Below are 15,740 nucleotides of genomic sequence, written 5' to 3'. Positions count from 1 at the left end.
GCGGCACCGGCGGCAACACCTACCTCATCGGCAACGGCGGCAACGGCGGCCAAGGCGGCACCGGCTGGACCGGCGCCGACGCGGCCGGCCCCTCCATCTCGGGCACGGTAGCCGCCGGCGCCGCGGGCAGCGGCGCGTCAGGCGGTGCGGGCACCGCTGTACAGAACGGCGGCGACGGCGGCTCGGGTTTCAACCTCAGCAGCAACAACGGAAAAGCCGGCAACGGAGGCGCCGGGGGTAGCGGCACCTGGGGCACGCCCGGCGCCGCTGGAGCGGCAGGGGCACCAGGAGCGGCGGGCCTGGCAGGAACGAGGAACGGCGGCCTGGATGACATCGCGCGTGACGGAATGCCGGGCGGCACCGGCAGTCCCGGAACACCCGGCTATCAGAGGTGGCCCGATTAGGCCTGCAGTCGATGCGGCAGCATGGGTGCGATCAACGCCGGGCAGTAGGTCGCTATCGCGACGATGGTGAACGCGGCCGCCCGCTCCTGGGACAGGCCGTTGATCTCGGCCATCTCGGAGACGATGGCGTCGAAAGATCCACCCGGCGACAGCGCCTTGGGACATACCGAGCGGCCGAGTGCTATCGCAGTGGCCGGCTGACTGTAGGGAATGCCCGCGTTATTGAGCGCATTCAGAAACGCATTGCCCATCATGTCGGCGTGGATCGGAGCCGCTACAGTGGCCGACACACCGAACACGCCTGCGGCGACAGCCAGCGCTCTGAGGGCGATCGCGGGTGCGGTCATCGTGACAACAGTGCTCAACAACAGTCACGTTCACAACACGGTGGGGTAAAGGTTTGCCCACTAAAGCGTTTTGATCCCGCTGCCGGGCGCAGAGCGCGTTATCGCGCCCGCTGTCCCCCGTTTGGTGGACAACACCCTTCATGTCTACGGCGGACACGGGTTTCCGCCGCACACCAGCCAGCAGTGGGATACCACGGCGGCGTGGTGCGGCCGAGAATTTTTCTCGTACGAAGGCACAACCACGAGAGGAACTTCCCATGGCCTACGAGACCCTGTTCTGCGAGACCGAGAACTCCTACTGTGCTCCGGCGTTCCACGCCGGCGACGCCGAGTGAGCTAGCCAACCCACTACCCGGAAGGGAACCTCCGATGTCCTACGAAACCCTGTTCTGCGAGAACGAGTGCGCGTACACCACGCCCTTTTTCACGGTGGCTGACGTCGCCGAGTGACAGATTTCCAGCGGGGTCTCATCGCCCACCCTCCCCCTCCCCCTCGCGATGAGATCCCGCTGGACTTTTCTTGTCCAACCGGACCAATTGTCTTCCGATGATGCCCTTACTCAGTAGCGTGAAGCCCATGCCGGAACCGCCAAGCCACGGGACTACACAACTCAGCGGCCCCGATTGGTCACATTGGCCCGCACGGGTATTGGGCCACGCCGACCCGCTCACAATCGGCCACCACGCGGGCACCCACCGCATCATTTCCCCCGACCAGACCTGGTCGGCCATCCAGCCTCACCTGGCGACGGCCGGCATCACCCGGGTCGCCGATCTCACCTGGCTCGACGACCTCGGCATTCCGACCGTACAGGCCGTGCGCCCGGCATCGTTGACCCTGTCGGTGAGCCAGGGCAAGGCCACCACCTACCGGGCCGCTCAGGTGTCCGCCGCCATGGAATCCCTGGAGAACTGGCACGTCGAGAACATCACACCTGACCTATTTTCAACGCCCACAACCGATCTCACCGATGTGCTGACGTATGACCCGGCTGATCTCAACCGCCCGGCGGGCAGTTTCTATCACCCCGGGGCCAAGCTTGACTGGATGACCGCGACGACACTGCTGACCGGCCGCCGAACCTGGGTCCCGTGGCTGGCCACCCTGGTGAACATCTCGGTCAACGACTCCTGGGGGCCACCGATTTTCGGCATGGACACGACGGGACTGGCCTCGGGCAACAGCTACCACGAAGCGACGCTGCACGGTCTGTACGAGGTCATGGAACGCTACGGCATGGCCGCCGCGCAGCCGGGTTCCACCCTGTTCGAGGTGCCGATCGAGGACGTCGTCCGCTCTGATTGCGCGCAATTGGTCGAGATGATTCACCGCGCGGGAAGTGAACTGCAGGTCGCCCGGATGGACGTCTGGGACGGCTTCTACTGCTTCGCCGCCGAGATCACCTCACCCATGATGGAGATCCCGTTCAGTGGCAGCGGTCTACACCACGATCCCAATGTCGCACTGTCCCGGGCCATTACCGAAGCCGCGCAATCGCGACTGACCGCGATCAGTGGAGCACGCGAGGATCTGCCGTCGGCGATCTACCAAAGATTCGCCCGCATGCACACCTTCGCGCCCGCCCGAAAGTCCATGCAGCCCATGCCGGAAGGTGACCCCACGCCCTGGCACATCACCAGCACCGACTCGCTGGGCGAACTGCTCGCTTCGGCGGCGACCGCCGTCGCGGGAGTGGCCGGCGCCGAGCCGCTTGCGGTGGTGTGCGACTTTCCCGACGCCTGCGTGCCCGTGGTCAAGGTGATCGCGCCCGGCATGTCCGCGACGGTTCAATCACCCTTGCGCACCCCCTTGCAGGAGCACTCATGACCGCCACGGCTCGCATCGTCGTCACCGCAGGACCCACCATCGGCGCCGCTGACATTCATGCGGTGATCCCCCATGCCGAAGTGGTCCCACCGATTTCGTTCGGCGACGCGTTGCGCTACGGGTTGCGCTCCGGCGATACGCTACTCATCGTCGACGGCCTCTTCTTCCAGAGTGCGTCGGTGCGGCATAAGGAGCTGCTGACGCTCATGGACGACGGTGTGCGGGTGGTCGGCTCCTCGAGCATGGGTGCGCTGCGCGCCGCCGAATTACACCCGTTCGGCATGGAGGGTTACGGCTGGGTCTTCGAGGGATACCGTGACGGCGTCATCGACGCCGACGACGAAGTCGGCATGGTGCACGGCGATCCTGAGGATGGGTATCCCGTCTTCGTCGATGCGCTGGTCAATATTCGGCAAACGGTAGCGCGTGCTGCCGAATCCGGGCTTTTGTCAATCGCTTTGGCTGACCGGCTAGTCGAGACCGCACGCATGACACCGTTCACCCAGCGCACTTGGCAGCGGCTGCTGGACGCTGTCGACGCGCCCGAAAGTGGTTACCTCGCCAAGCAACTGACGTCGCTACGGGTTGATGTCAAGCATGCGGATGCGGTTCTGGCGCTGAACGAGGTCGTCCGGGGCCAGGGTAACGCCGCGGTGCGCCCCGGCCCGCCGCCAACCATCTGGTCGGAGCGTTGGCGGCAGCGGTGGGCACCACCCACCCCGGTGGCCGTCACCACCGAGGACGGCACTCAATCGGCCGTCGATATTCTTGACCTCGAAGTCCTTTCGATGTTGAGCGTCTGCGCGACCGACCGCTGGGCATACCTTCCCGCCCTTGAACAGGTTGCGGCCTGGCATTGGAGCCTGACGCACCCCGGCGATGTCGGCAGCGTCCGTGACCGGGCCTCGCAAGCCGCCGCAGAGATGACGGCGGACAACTACGAACGATCGCTGGAGGCAGTGGCTCACCGTTACGCAATTGCCACCGGAATCATTGACGAATCAGGCTTTCCCGAGCACGTGTGGGGCCACTGGCTCACTACAGAGGAGCGTGAAAGCCTACGCAGCGACCCGGTAGCCATCTCGGCGCGACTGACCACCCGCACGCTGTTCTTCGCCCGGTCGCTACCGGCGATCCGGCATTTCCTCGAGCTACTGCGCCAAGATCCGCGACTGCCTGAATGGCGCACCCTCGCCGCCGCGGCGCTGGCTCGCAGGGACGAATTAGCGAGGCTCAAACCACATTTGAATTTGCGCCGACCGGATCCAAAGCAACTGAAGGCCCTCTTCGGCAAACTATGGGGCACCGAGGTGGACCGCATTGAACTCGCCCAGCGTGGTCTGATGACCGAAGAAGCCTTCTACTCGGCCGCCACACTTTTCGCCGTCGCGGCCGCCGACAACCAATTGCCGTCCATCGAGGTGGGCAGGTTGGGCACCGCCCACCAGGGTGCTGCCCCATTCGTTGTCCCCTGATTGGCGGACAACAAGATTCATACGTGGCGCCCTCCGGTAGGGGGAAGCCAAGTCTGCAAACGGCGTGAAGAATCAGTCGGACGGGTTCATCGAAGCGCCATTTGTCGCCTGACGTACCTGAAATCTCGAAATCTGTCCATGAGCACGAAAGGAAATGTCGTATGAATCACGAACTCCTGTTCACCGAGAGTGCGGTGTCTTACGAGAGCAGCGCCATGACTTTCTTCTTCACTTCCGACACCGCGGTCGACTGACCCGTCACACCGACCACCGAAGACCGCGGGTAATCGCATGATGCCGACGCTGCACGCGAACCGCGCCGATCAGGCGCGGGGCCCGGACTGGTCGCCGTGGCCGGCACGCGCGTTGGGACGTGCCGACTCGAAAACGATCAGTTATCGGGCCGGCACCCACCGCTTGATCTCGCCCGAAGAAACCTGGCTCGCGTTGCAGCCCCTGCTGGGAGCCGCCGGCATCACCCGCGTTGCGGACCTTACCTGGCTCGACGATCTCGGTATCCCGACGGTGCAAGCGGTACGCCCCGCCTCCCTGACCCTGTCGGTAAGCCAGGGCAAGGCCGCGACGTACCGTGCGGCCCAGGTGTCCGCGGTGATGGAGTCGATGGAGAACTGGCACGCCGAAAACGTTACGGCCGATCTGTTCCGCACCACCACAACCGAACTGGGCTCCGGCTTAACCTACGACCCCGCGCAACTTCGTCGCCGCAGCGCGAGCCTCTACCATCCTGAAGCCAAGCTCGACTGGAATATCGCGACGACTCTAATCAGCGGGCGGCCCACCTGGGTTCCGTCGGAAACCGTACTGGTGAACGTCGCCGTCCGCGATGAGTGGAACCCACCCGTATTCTTGATGGACACCAACGGATTGGCTTCCGGCAACACCTATTCCGAAGCCGCTTTGCACGGCTTGTACGAGAGCATGGAACGCCACAGCCTCGCCAGCGCCCACCCCGGCTCGACGTTGTTCGAGGTGCCGTTGGACGATGTCGTCGGGTCGCGCTGCGCTGAACTGGTGGAAATGATTCAGCAAGCCGGCAGCGAGATACAGATTGCCCGGCTCGACAGTTGGCCCGGATTCCACTGCTTCACCGCGTCATTGCGGTCGAACATGACGGAGGTGCCCTTCTCCGGACATGGGTTGCACCACGACCCCAACGTTGCGCTGTCCCGGGCGATCACCGAGGCCGCACAGTCACGCCTGACGGCCATCAGCGGGGCGCGGGAGGACCTGCCGTCGCTGATTTACGACCGCTTCGCCCAGGTCCACTCGTATTCCCAGTTGGACTGGTCCACCAGGCAGATGCCGACCGCAGCGCCGATGACGTGGGATGTTCCAGAGGTAAGCTCCATCGACGACCTACTCGTTTCGGCGGCGGTGGCGGTGACCGCCGAGACCGGCATCGAGCCGGTCGCGGCGGTGTGCGATTTCGCCCACGCTTGCATTCCCGTGGTGAAAGTCATCACTCCTGGCCTGAATCTGGCGCACCAATCACCAATGCGCGTCGCGCTCGAGGAACAGACCCCCTAGAGCTTTTCCACACCAGCCACATTGCGCTTGCCGCGGCGCAGCACCAGCCACCGTCCGTACAGGAAATCCGTTGGCTGCGGCGACCACTCGTCGCTACTGACGCGAATGTTGTTGACCGAAACCCCACCCTCGCCGATGGTGCGCCGCGCGGCTTTTCTGCTCTCGGAGAGACCGGCGGCCACCAGCAGGTCGACAATCCCTTCCGGCTCACCGGGTTTCAATTCCGCTACCGAAGTCTCGCGCAACGCCGAGGACAGCGTCGCCTCGTCCAGCCGCTCCAGCTCGCCCTGTCCGAACAACGCCCGACTGGCGTGCTGAACGGCCTCGGTGGCCGCCTCACCGTGCACAAGAGTGGTCAGTTCGGCGGCCAGCCGGCGTTGTGCGGCGCGTTGCTGCGGGCGCTCGGCGGTCGCCTGTTCCAACTCGGCGAGCTCCTCGGCGGACAAGAAGGTGAACCAGCGCAGGTAGCGGATCACGTCCGCGTCTGCGGTGTTGACGAAGTACTGGTACCAGGCGTACGGGCTGGTCATCTGCGGGTCCAGCCACAGGCTGCCGCCACCGGTGGACTTGCCGAATTTCTTTCCGTCGGATGACGTCACCAGTGGCACCGTGAGCGCATGTACCGCGGCGCCGAGCTTTTGGCGCACCAGCCGGACGCCGGCGATGATGTTGCCCCACTGATCGGACCCGCCGATCTGCAGCGAGCAGCCGTGCCGGCGGCGAAGTTCGACATAGTCGTTGGCCTGCAACAGCATGTAGCTGAATTCGGTGTAGGAGATGCCTTCCCCCTCCAGACGGCGCCGCACGGTGTCGCGGTCCAGCATCACGTTGACCGAGAAGTGCTTTCCGATGTCGCGCAGGAACTCGATGGCCGACAATGCACCCGTCCACTGAAGATTGTTCTCGACGATCGCGCCCGTCGGAGAATCGTCGAAGTCGACGAAGCGCTCCAACTGCCCGCGGATCCGCTCGGCCCACTCGGCCACCGTGTCGGCCTCCTGCAGACTGCGCTCACCAACCTCGCGGGGGTCGCCGATCATCCCGGTGGCCCCGCCCGCCAGCACGATCGGGCGGTGCCCGGCGCGCTGGAAGCGGCGCAGCGCCAGCAGCGGCACCAGATGCCCGGCGTGCAGGCTGGCCGCCGTGGGGTCGAATCCGGCGTACACGGTCATCGGCCCCCGCCGCGCCTCGGCCGCCAGCGCGTCGAGGTCGGTGGATTGCGCGATCAGTCCACGCCAATCCAGCTCATCGAGAATCCCGGACGACTCGTTACCCATGCCTGAGATCCTTCCAGGGCGGTCGCCGGCCGGTGCGGGCCGGATGCGTTCAGCCTGATTCCAGCCGGTGGCCCGCACGCCGCCATGAGGTAGTTTGCGGAGGGTTATGGACAACCGCTTCTTCCCGTTGGTCGTCGTGGCGATCATGCTCGCCCTGGGCCTGACGCTCACCGTGGACGACTTCCGGCGCGCCGCCACGCTGCGCCGCCCACTGCTGGTGGCGCTGCTGTGTCAGTCGGTGTTGCTCCCCGTGCTCTGCCTGCTCATTGCCGAGGCCCTCGAACTCGAGCCGAACCTGGCGGTCGGGCTGATGTTGATGGCGGCAACGCCGGGCGGGACGCTGGCGAACGTCCTGAGCCATCTGGCCGACGGGGACCTGGCCCTCAATTTGACGCTGACCGCAGTCAACGCGGTGCTGTCGATCTTCGCGATACCGGCGATCCTGTCGTTGTCGATGACCTGGTTCCTGGGTGACGGGCGCTTCATCCCGCTGCAGTTCGACAAGTTTTTCGGGGTGATCGCGGTCGTGCTGATACCCACCGCCATCGGCGTCGCCGTCCGCCACCGCTTTCCAGATCTGGCGCAGCGACTGCACAAGCCGGTCCGGATCGCCGCGGCGGTGCTGCTGGTGGTCGCGCTGGCCGCGGGCATCGCCGGCGGCCGGACGACGCTGGTGAAGAATTTCGGCGTGCTCAGCGTGGCCGTTGTGTCCTTCTGCGCGATCAGCTTGACGGTCGGTTACCTCGCCCCCCGTTGGATGCGACTGGCACCGCGCCAGGCCATCGCCGTCAGCCTGGAAATCGGTCTGCACAACGCCGTGGTGGCGATTGGCATCGCGCTGAGCCCGCAACTGCTCAACAACGCCGAAATGGCCACACCGGCGGCGGTCTACGGCGTCCTGGCCCCGTTGGTCGCACTGACCTTCCTGTTCGTCGTGCGCAGGCTGGATCCGGCCTATCGCCGGGCGTCGCCGCCGTCCATCGGTCGTCCAGCCTGAAAATTCGCAGGCCGCTACTCGAAGTTCGGCAGTAATTCCTCAGAGTGGGCGCGAACTAGTCGCTCATGCCCGGGGCCGGCGCCCGCGGACTTCGCCGGTAGGCCGACACCTCGGGCCGACCGGCCAGCCACAGCCGCCACGGCCGGTCCGCGGCCTGGCTGACCCCCACCCGCGGCCCCGCGGTCGCCGTCAGCGGTGCGCCGAGTTGCAGCGTCACCGGGCCGTGCGGGTCGAACAAGTCAATACCGTTGTCCTCCATGGTGATTCCTAGTGCCGCGCAGAGATTTCCCGGCCCCCGGGCCAGTGCGCTGCCACGAACCGCCGCCCCGCGCCGTCCCCGAGCCACATCAATCCCCTCCTCGATCGCGCACGCCCTTACCAGGACCGCCGCGGCGGTTCCGTCGGGTCCACACGCGACGTTGGCGCAAACATGGATCCCGTGGCTGCGGTAGGTGTACAGCCGCCCGGGCGGACCGAACATGACGGCGTTGCGCTCTCGCAACCCCCGATAGGAGTGCGCGGCGGCGTCCGGCCAGGGCCCATCGGGGACTCCGCCGTAGGCCTCGACCTCGACGATCAACGCCGTGACACCCCGGGCTCTCAAGCGCGCTCCGAGTAGCCGGTGGGCGGCCGCGACCGGATCCACCCGCAGTTCGGGAGCGTTCACCGAACCGATTCTGCCCGGCTCTTGACAAGCGCCGGCCACGGGGCGGATATTCATCACATGATGACTTCATCGCACGATGAATTAACCGGCCCGGCGGTCAGCATCGAACACCTGCGGGTCAACCGCGGCAAACGAACGGCGCTGCACGACTTTTCCGTCCAGATCGCCCGGGGCAGCATCACGGGCCTGCTCGGCCCTTCCGGGTGCGGCAAGAGCACGCTGATGCGCAGCATCGTCGGGACGCAGATCGTCACCGCCGGCACCGTCACCGTGCTCGGCCACCCAGCGGGGTCGGCGGCGTTGCGCCGCCGGGTCGGCTACGTGCCCCAGGACCCGACCATTTACAACGACCTGCGGGTCGTCGACAACGTCCGGTATTTCGCCACGTTGTACGGGCACGATGGGCAGGCCGCCGATTACGCGATCGACCGGGTGGGCCTCACCGATCACCGCACGGCCTACTGCAGCAATCTGTCCGGCGGCCAGCGCATCCGCGTGTCCCTGGCTTGCGCGCTGGTCTGCGGCCCCGAGCTGCTGGTGCTCGACGAACCCACCGTGGGCCTGGATCCGGTTCTGCGCGTGGACCTCTGGTCTCAGTTCAGTGAGCTGGCCCAAAGCGGCACCACGCTGCTGGTGTCCAGTCACGTGATGGACGAAGCCGATCACTGCGGTGATCTGCTGCTGATGCGCGAAGGCCGCCTGGTCGCCCACACCACCCCGACCCAACTACGAGAGGACACGTCATGCACGTCACTGGAGGAAGCGTTTCTGTCCATCATCCGCCGCAGCACCGAGCCCCTCGCCGGTTAGGGATCAAGGGCTACACCGCCACCACGGCGCGGATTCTGCGCCAACTGGCCGCCGACCACCGCAGCGTGGCCATGATCCTGCTGGTGCCCAGCCTGGTCATCACGCTGATGTACTTCATGTTCGAAAACGTGCCGCACCGCCCCGGCACGCCGACGCCGTTCAACGCCGCCTGCCTGGTGATGCTGGGTCTGTTTCCGTTGCTGCTCATGTTCTTGATCACCTCGATCACGATGCAGCGGGAGCGCGCGTCGGGAACCTTGGAGCGGATCCTGACCACTCCGCTGCGCAGGCTGGACCTGCTGGCCGCCTACGGCACCGCGTTCTCCATTGCCGCTGCGGCGCAAGCCATTCTGGCCTGCCTGGTGTCGTTCTGGCTGCTCGGCCTGTCCACCGCGGGCAGTCCGTTGTGGGTGTTCGTGATCGCCATCATCAACGCGGTGCTCGGCGTTGGGCTGGGCCTGCTGTGTAGTGCGTTCGCGCGCACGGAGTTTCAAGCCGTCCAGTTCATGCCGGTGGTGGTGGTTCCGCAGTTGCTGCTGGCCGGGGTGATCGTGCCGCGCAGCGCGATGCCCGATTGGCTGCACTGGCTCAGTGACGTCATGCCGGCCAGCTATGCCCTCGAGGCGCTGCAGCAGGTCGGTGCGCACACCGGGCTGACGGCTACTACGGTGCGTGACATGGTCATCGTCTTGAGCTTCGCCCTAGCCTCTATGTGCCTGGCCGCCGCCACACTGCGGCGGAGAACCCCCTAGCGTGGCCGGCCGGCGTCCCGGACGGCCCGCGGGAAACTCCGACAGCCGGGAGCGCATTCTGGCAAGCGCACGAGAGTTGTTCGCGGTAAACGGCTTTGACCGAACATCGATCCGAGCCGTGGCCAAGGGAGCCGGCGTGGATGCCGCCCTGGTGCACCACTATTTCGGCACCAAAGAGCAGTTGTTCGCCGCCGTCATCCACATTCCGATCGACCCCATGCAGGTGATCGGGCCGCTGCTGGACGTGCCGGTCGAGGAACTCGGCCTGAAGCTGCCGTCGCTGTTGCTGCCGTTGTGGGACTCCGAACTCGGCGCGGGGCTGATCGCCACGCTGCGGTCGCTGATCTCGGGCGACGACGTGGGCCTGGCGCGCTCGTTTCTGCAGGAGATCGTCGGCGGCGCGGTGGGATCCCGCGTCGACAATCCCCCGGGGACGGGCAGGCTGCGCACCCAGTTCGTCGCCTCGCAGCTGATGGGGGTGGTGATGGCGCGCTACATCATCAAAGTGGAGCCGTTCGCGTCACTGCCGACCGAGCAGATCGTGCAGACCATCGCGCCGAACCTGCAGCACTACCTCACCGGAGAGCTGCCCGAAGGCCTCACGCCGTAAGTCGCCCGTGTTCCTCGTCGTCGACGTCGCGGGCCTCGTCGACCAGCAGAACGGGGATGCCGTCGTCGATGCGGTAGGCGCGGCGCAGTCTGGGGTTGTACAGCTCCCGACCGTCGTTCACCAGCAGCAGCGGGCCGCGGTCGGCCGGGCAGACCAGAATGTTGAGCAGGGTGTCATCAAGCATCGGCATTGACTTGCTTTCCGCTGAGCTCGGCACGGGCGGCCGGGGTCAGCTTGCGAAACTGGTGGGTGGCGGCATCGAGGTACCACGCCTGGCGGCCGGCTTTCGGGATTCCGGCCGCCCGCAAGGCGCTGACGGTGGGCCGGAAGGTAGCGCTGAGCGTCATCTTAGGCACCACGTGCACGATGTCCGGCCCGAGCCCGACGGGCATGTTTTCCACCGCCTCGGTCAGATCGGCCGCGGTGATCGTCGCACCGGGCCGCAGCGTCACGGCGGAGACCGCCAGCTGCCGACCACCCGCGGAGACCCCGTAGGTCACCGCCAGGTCGACGCCGTTGATCAGGCCGAGCGCATCGACGACCGGCTCGGCGTACACCATGCCGCGCGCCGTGCGGATCACCGCGCCGCGCCGCCCGGCCAGCCAGAAATCGCCGTCCTCGTCGCGCCGGAACAGGTACTCGGTGGAGATCCAGGTGTCGGCGGGTGCGAAAACTCCTCGCTTGACCGACGCGGTGGGGTCGATCGGTCCCCGCGACTGGGCGAGCAGGACACCGATCTGGTTGGTGGCGGCCACCTGGACGAAGCCGTCGTCGTTCTCGAGGATCAGGTCGTTCTCCGGGTCGTACGCACCGAGTTCGACGCGCCCGGCACCCGGCAGCGGCCGGCCCTTGCTGCCGACCTTGGCGCCGGAGACGTTGGCCAGCACCGCCTGACCGTCGGTGGTGGCGAAGAACTCGACGACGTGGGCCGGTGCGAAGGCGTCGCAGACGCGCTCCCACAGACCGGTCGGCATGCCCGAACCGATGAACAGCCGCACCGGATGATTGCCGTGCAGGCCGAAATCAGGGTCGTCGACCACGTCGCGCAGCATGGCCCACGTATACGACACCACCGTGACGCCGTACTGGCGGATCTCGGCGACGAACCGGTCGGGGCGCAGGCTGCGCGACAGCGCGATCCGGGTGCCGCCGACCACCGCCCCACCCAGACTCACCAAGAGGGCGGACTCGTGGTGCAGCGGCGTGAGGCAGTACACCGTGTCCTTGCGGTCCAGCGCGGCCGTCGACGCGGTGCCGAACGCCGACAGTGCCCACCGGTAGTTGGTGATCTGCTTGGCGACCAGCTCGCCGCCGGCCGCGTTGAATGCGATGAACGCCAGGTCGCGCGCGAATCCGGGATTGGCGCGGTACCAGGCGGGAAGCTGCACCGCGTCCGGGTCGATCTGCTCCATGTCGATGACTTCAGCGTCGTCCGGCAAATGCAGATCGCGCGACTCGCCACCGCCCAGCACCAGGATCTGGCCCGGAAGTTGGCGTGCCGCCTCGAGATTAGTTGGATCAGTGAGGATTTCGCTGACCGCCCCGAGCCGCACCTGCGCGGCCAGGTCGACGTCTTCGCGCATCAGCACGGCCACACCGCCCAGCCGGGACAGCGCGGCGATCGCGACCAGCGCGCTGGGCCGGGTCGCCATCAAGACGCCGACCCGGTCACCCTGGCGCACCCCCACCTCGATCAGGCCGCGCACCACGTTGTTGATGCGCCGGTTGACCGCCTCGTAGGTGTGCACCCGGCCGTCGAACAGCAAAAACTCCCCTTGCGGGGCGTCGTGGGCCTGCTCATCGATGATGCGGCCCAACGAGATTCGGGTGTGGTCGTTGAGCTGTCCCAGGCGCGCCAGCCGCGGCAGGGTGCGTACGGTCTCCACGGCCAGGGTGCGCATGGAGCGGTTGGCCGCGACCACGGCGTCGGCCGCGCCGCGGGCCAGCGCGAGCGCCGCCTCAGACACTTCGCCGAGGCCGTGGGCGATGCGGGAGCTGAATGCCACGCCGCTGTCGTTGTGTTCCTCGGGCTGCTCGACCATCAGGCTGATGCTGGCCGGCTTGTCGCCGTTACTGGAGATCCAGCGCACCCACTCGGCAACGGTCGGCCAACTCTGCAGCGCGGCACGGGATCCCACCACCAAGCCGAAATGCCCGGTACGGATCAGACATTCGTAGACCTCGGTGTTCGGCGCGGCCCGCCGGATGCCGCGCACCGAGGCGGGCTGGCCGATGTCGTCGACCTCTCCGACGAAAGCCAGGATCGGACAGGTGATGTCGGTCAGCGTCACCATCTGACCGTTGATGGCGAAACCGCCCGTCATCATCCGGTTGTGCGCGATGAACTGCTTGAGCAGCTCCGAGATCGCCGGCCCGGACCAGGCGATCCACCCTTCGCGCTCGAGGAACCGGCGCTGCTGTTCCCGCGGCAGCAACGCCTCGCGGTCATGCAGCTGGCGCACGAAATCGATCCGGGCCTGAGCCGTCTTGATCGGATCCATCATCTGAAAACCGGTGCGCGCCATCCAACTTGGGATGTTCAGCCGATTGAACACATGGTCGGCCATGAAATCGGCGACGCCGGCGCCCATGTTCGCCGGAATGCCCATCGGCAGTGCGGCCAGGGTGTCGACCGGCGAACCGAATGCGACGATGCTTGCCAGGTTCTTCGACCTTCGATACGCCGCGACCTGGTAACACCACATGCCGCCCTGGGAGTACCCGACGAGGTGCACATCCTGGCCCGCAGTGTCCTTGACGGTGTCGATGGCCTGATCCAGCGCGACGATGTGATCGGCCAAGGTTCGCCGCATCCCGCCCTCGACCTTGTCGGGCGAGCCGAAGTCGATGACCCACGGGTCCAGCCCGCTGGCGTGCAGGATGCCCACCGCACCGTCTTCCCGGGTGACGTCCCACATGTCGGCAGACATCATCATCGGGTGCACCATCAATACCGGTGGACCCACCGGCGGCTGGCCGGGCCGGTTGTCCGGCGGGAAGTATCGTCGCAGCTTGTACATCGGCACGGTCTCGACGACCTGGGACGGCGACGGGACGCTGCCTGTCTCCAATCCCCCGAGCCGCAGCACTTCCAGACCGTTCTGGGCTGTGGCCACCAGCCGCTCGACGGGTCGCGTGACCATCGAAAAATTGAGATCCACCACTGCTCCTCAACGCTCCTGACGTCGGCCTTGACCAGCGAGGACATCATGGCACATCGGGCTCGGTGTGTGTTCCAGGTCACTGCACTTGCGCTCCGGCGCGCTGCGGCCGACGGTGCCGGACGCAATGAGCAGCCAAGAGTGCCAGCACGTTTGAGGTTGAGGCTGCGTCACCCGTGGTCGTCAGCCGACCCGGCGCCCGCTTCCCCCTCCCAAGTGCCCGGCAGCAGCGGAATGCGCGGCCCGACCCCGAACTCGCCGTGGACCAGCGTCGTGGGGCCCGCCGCGGCGAGCCGCCCCTGCACTGAGGTCCCGGCGAACCCCGGTCTCCTCGCACCCGTTGCCGACGCGGACACCTCGGGCTCCGGGTCCATGTATTCGTACCCCCGGCCCAGCTGGGTCACCTTCGCCCGCCGCCGCTTCGCTGTGCCGGCCGGTTCGGGGGGCGCGGCCGCGGCCGCCGGCTCCTCGGCGCCCTGGGAGTCCGGCGCCGTTCTGCTAGCGCCCGCCCCCACCGCTTTGCGGGCAACCGAACCGAGGTCACCCACGACATAGCCGAAGTGCTCCATACCGGCCCCCAAACCCAGTCCCACGCCCGTGCCGGTCACCGTAGGCGGCGCCGCGGTGGGCGGCGTCGCACCGGGCGCGGGGGGCGACGTGGTTACCTCGGCCGGCGCCGGGGCCGGCGAGGAAGTGGAGGTCGGCACCGTCGGGGCCAGAGCGGCCACCGGCGGGGTGACCGGCGGCGCGACGGGCGGCGCCGGGGTGGCGGCGGCCAGCGCGACCAGCCCTTTGACACCAATCGGCCCCAGCACCGCACCGGCCGCCAATGGCACCAGCGGCGCGGTCAACAAGGGCACCACCACCGCGAGCAACACGATGGTCTGTTCGAGCAGCGTTTTCAGCAGCGCAATGGTGTCGGTGATGACGGTGCCGATGATCTCAACAGTGACGAACAGGATGGTGAATCCGATGGTCGTGGGATTGCCCGAGGCGAACGCCGCCGTGAGATCCAGCGCCACGAACGAGAACATCTGCGACAGGAACAGCACGTAGCTGCCGATATCCATCGGATAGCCGAGGGCGAACGCGATGTTGAACGGGCTGAGGTAGCTCAGCGGGTTTCCCAGGATGACCAGATACGGATCGAATCCGCCGAACAGCGCCTGGAAGAACGGCAGGTTGGACAGCGCGTCGATCAGCGGCTGGACGTAGTTGTCGTAGAAGTCGATGTACCCGGTGTCGGTGAGCCACTGATAGAAGTCGTTCTGCCGGTCCGGCGGCAGCTCGGCGGCGGCCAGTGCACCGGTGGTGACGATCTCGGGCGCCGCCGCGCTTTGGGGCGCGGTGTCCACCGCGGCCGCGGCGACGGACTGGTAGGCGCTCATCACGGTGGCGGCCTGAACCCACATCCGCACATAGTCGGCCTCGTTCAGCGCGATCGGAATCGTGTTCACACCAAAGAAATTCGTCGCTGTCAAGATTGCATGAGTGGCGTGGTTCGCGGCCAGTTCGGCCAGCGTCGGCATCGCGGCCAGAGCGGTGGCCCAAGCGGTGGCCGCGATTTCCTGTCGGGCGGCCATGGCCGCACTGTCCGCCCCGGCCTGGGTGAGCCAAGCCAGATAGGGCAGGTGGGCGGTTACGTACGCCTGGGCGGTCGGACCGCTCCATTCACCGCCCTGCACGGCCGCCAGCACCGCGGCCAGATCCAGGGCCGTCTCCGCGTAGCTGGCGCTCAGCGAACTCCAGGCCGTCGCCCCCGCCAAGAGCGGCCCGGCGCCGGGGCCGCTACTGAGCAGGGCCGAATGCACTTCCGGCGGGGCGGCCATCCAGATCGGGGCGGTCATTGCGCAACCGCCCGGCT

Annotated in this window: 13 protein-coding genes and 1 pseudogene; 8 read left to right on the top strand and 6 right to left on the bottom strand. The window is 66.8% G+C overall.

Annotated features, from left to right (window positions below):
• Nucleotides 1-404: pseudogene (locus AWC08_RS36590) on the top strand (PE family protein); the annotation flags it as partial.
• Here AWC08_RS36590 and AWC08_RS18215 read toward each other — a convergent pair.
• On the bottom strand, nucleotides 401-751 hold the full coding sequence (locus tag AWC08_RS18215; RefSeq protein WP_065136619.1) for a DUF732 domain-containing protein: 351 nt from the start codon (nucleotides 749-751) through the stop codon (nucleotides 401-403). The pseudogene AWC08_RS36590 and the gene AWC08_RS18215 overlap by 4 nt on opposite strands.
• Before the next feature lie 577 nt (nucleotides 752-1,328).
• Between AWC08_RS18215 and AWC08_RS18210 the strand changes: the two genes are divergently transcribed.
• The 3 genes from AWC08_RS18210 to AWC08_RS18200 all read left to right on the top strand — a co-directional run bounded on the left by AWC08_RS18210 (nucleotide 1,329) and on the right by AWC08_RS18200 (nucleotide 5,602).
• On the top strand, nucleotides 1,329-2,579 hold the full coding sequence (locus AWC08_RS18210) for a YcaO-like family protein (RefSeq protein WP_065136618.1): 1,251 nt from the start codon (nucleotides 1,329-1,331) through the stop codon (nucleotides 2,577-2,579).
• Nucleotides 2,576-4,054, top strand: coding sequence for a TfuA-like protein (locus AWC08_RS18205; RefSeq protein ID WP_069432920.1), 1,479 nt, complete (start codon nucleotides 2,576-2,578; stop codon nucleotides 4,052-4,054). The genes AWC08_RS18210 and AWC08_RS18205 overlap by 4 nt, the downstream gene beginning before the upstream one ends.
• 291 nt (nucleotides 4,055-4,345) lie before the next feature.
• A complete protein-coding gene (locus AWC08_RS18200; RefSeq protein ID WP_083271029.1) occupies nucleotides 4,346-5,602 on the top strand; it encodes a YcaO-like family protein in 1,257 nt (418 codons plus the stop codon).
• On the opposite strand, the gene tyrS is transcribed toward AWC08_RS18200, so the two are convergent.
• Nucleotides 5,599-6,879 (bottom strand): tyrosine--tRNA ligase, encoded by a 1,281-nt coding sequence (gene tyrS, locus AWC08_RS18195; protein ID WP_083271030.1) that lies wholly within the window; start codon nucleotides 6,877-6,879, stop codon nucleotides 5,599-5,601. The genes AWC08_RS18200 and tyrS overlap by 4 nt on opposite strands.
• Nucleotides 6,880-6,985: 106 nt before the next feature.
• Between tyrS and AWC08_RS18190 the strand changes: the two genes are divergently transcribed.
• On the top strand, nucleotides 6,986-7,876 hold the full coding sequence (locus AWC08_RS18190) for a bile acid:sodium symporter family protein (RefSeq protein ID WP_065136616.1): 891 nt from the start codon (nucleotides 6,986-6,988) through the stop codon (nucleotides 7,874-7,876).
• A 55-nt stretch (nucleotides 7,877-7,931) separates the two neighbouring features.
• Here the strand turns inward: AWC08_RS18190 and AWC08_RS18185 are convergent, their stop codons facing one another.
• Entirely contained in the window at nucleotides 7,932-8,543 is a 612-nt protein-coding gene (locus AWC08_RS18185) for a DNA-3-methyladenine glycosylase (protein WP_142283652.1), read from the bottom strand.
• A gap of 57 nt (nucleotides 8,544-8,600) precedes the next feature.
• Between AWC08_RS18185 and AWC08_RS18180 the strand changes: the two genes are divergently transcribed.
• The 3 genes from AWC08_RS18180 to AWC08_RS18170 are packed head-to-tail and all read left to right on the top strand — an operon-like array spanning nucleotide 8,601 to nucleotide 10,715.
• Nucleotides 8,601-9,353, top strand: a complete 753-nt coding sequence (locus AWC08_RS18180) for an ABC transporter ATP-binding protein (RefSeq protein ID WP_065133440.1) — start codon at nucleotides 8,601-8,603, stop codon at nucleotides 9,351-9,353.
• Nucleotides 9,287-10,105, top strand: coding sequence for an ABC transporter permease (locus tag AWC08_RS18175; RefSeq protein ID WP_082986265.1), 819 nt, complete (start codon nucleotides 9,287-9,289; stop codon nucleotides 10,103-10,105). The genes AWC08_RS18180 and AWC08_RS18175 overlap by 67 nt, the downstream gene beginning before the upstream one ends.
• 1 nt (nucleotide 10,106) lies before the next feature.
• Entirely contained in the window at nucleotides 10,107-10,715 is a 609-nt protein-coding gene (locus AWC08_RS18170; protein WP_069432921.1) for a TetR/AcrR family transcriptional regulator, read from the top strand.
• Here AWC08_RS18170 and AWC08_RS18165 read toward each other — a convergent pair.
• The 3 genes from AWC08_RS18165 to AWC08_RS18155 all read right to left on the bottom strand — a co-directional run bounded on the left by AWC08_RS18165 (nucleotide 10,705) and on the right by AWC08_RS18155 (nucleotide 15,723).
• Complete coding sequence (locus AWC08_RS18165; protein ID WP_065133443.1) at nucleotides 10,705-10,899, bottom strand: Trm112 family protein; 195 nt, start codon at nucleotides 10,897-10,899, stop codon at nucleotides 10,705-10,707. The two genes, AWC08_RS18170 and AWC08_RS18165, sit on opposite strands and share 11 nt — an antisense overlap.
• On the bottom strand, nucleotides 10,892-13,879 hold the full coding sequence (locus AWC08_RS18160; RefSeq protein ID WP_142283651.1) for an acyl-CoA synthetase: 2,988 nt from the start codon (nucleotides 13,877-13,879) through the stop codon (nucleotides 10,892-10,894). The genes AWC08_RS18165 and AWC08_RS18160 overlap by 8 nt, the downstream gene beginning before the upstream one ends.
• 167 nt (nucleotides 13,880-14,046) lie before the next feature.
• Nucleotides 14,047-15,723 (bottom strand): PPE domain-containing protein, encoded by a 1,677-nt coding sequence (locus AWC08_RS18155; RefSeq protein ID WP_085088059.1) that lies wholly within the window; start codon nucleotides 15,721-15,723, stop codon nucleotides 14,047-14,049.
• Nucleotides 15,724-15,740 lie beyond the last annotated feature (17 nt).

Source organism: Mycobacterium gordonae (assembly GCF_002101675.1).
Classification (GTDB): Bacteria; Actinomycetota; Actinomycetes; order Mycobacteriales; family Mycobacteriaceae; genus Mycobacterium; species Mycobacterium gordonae.
The sequence above is the reverse complement of the archived record's forward strand: the minus strand, read 5'-3'. Positions and strand labels throughout refer to the sequence as shown.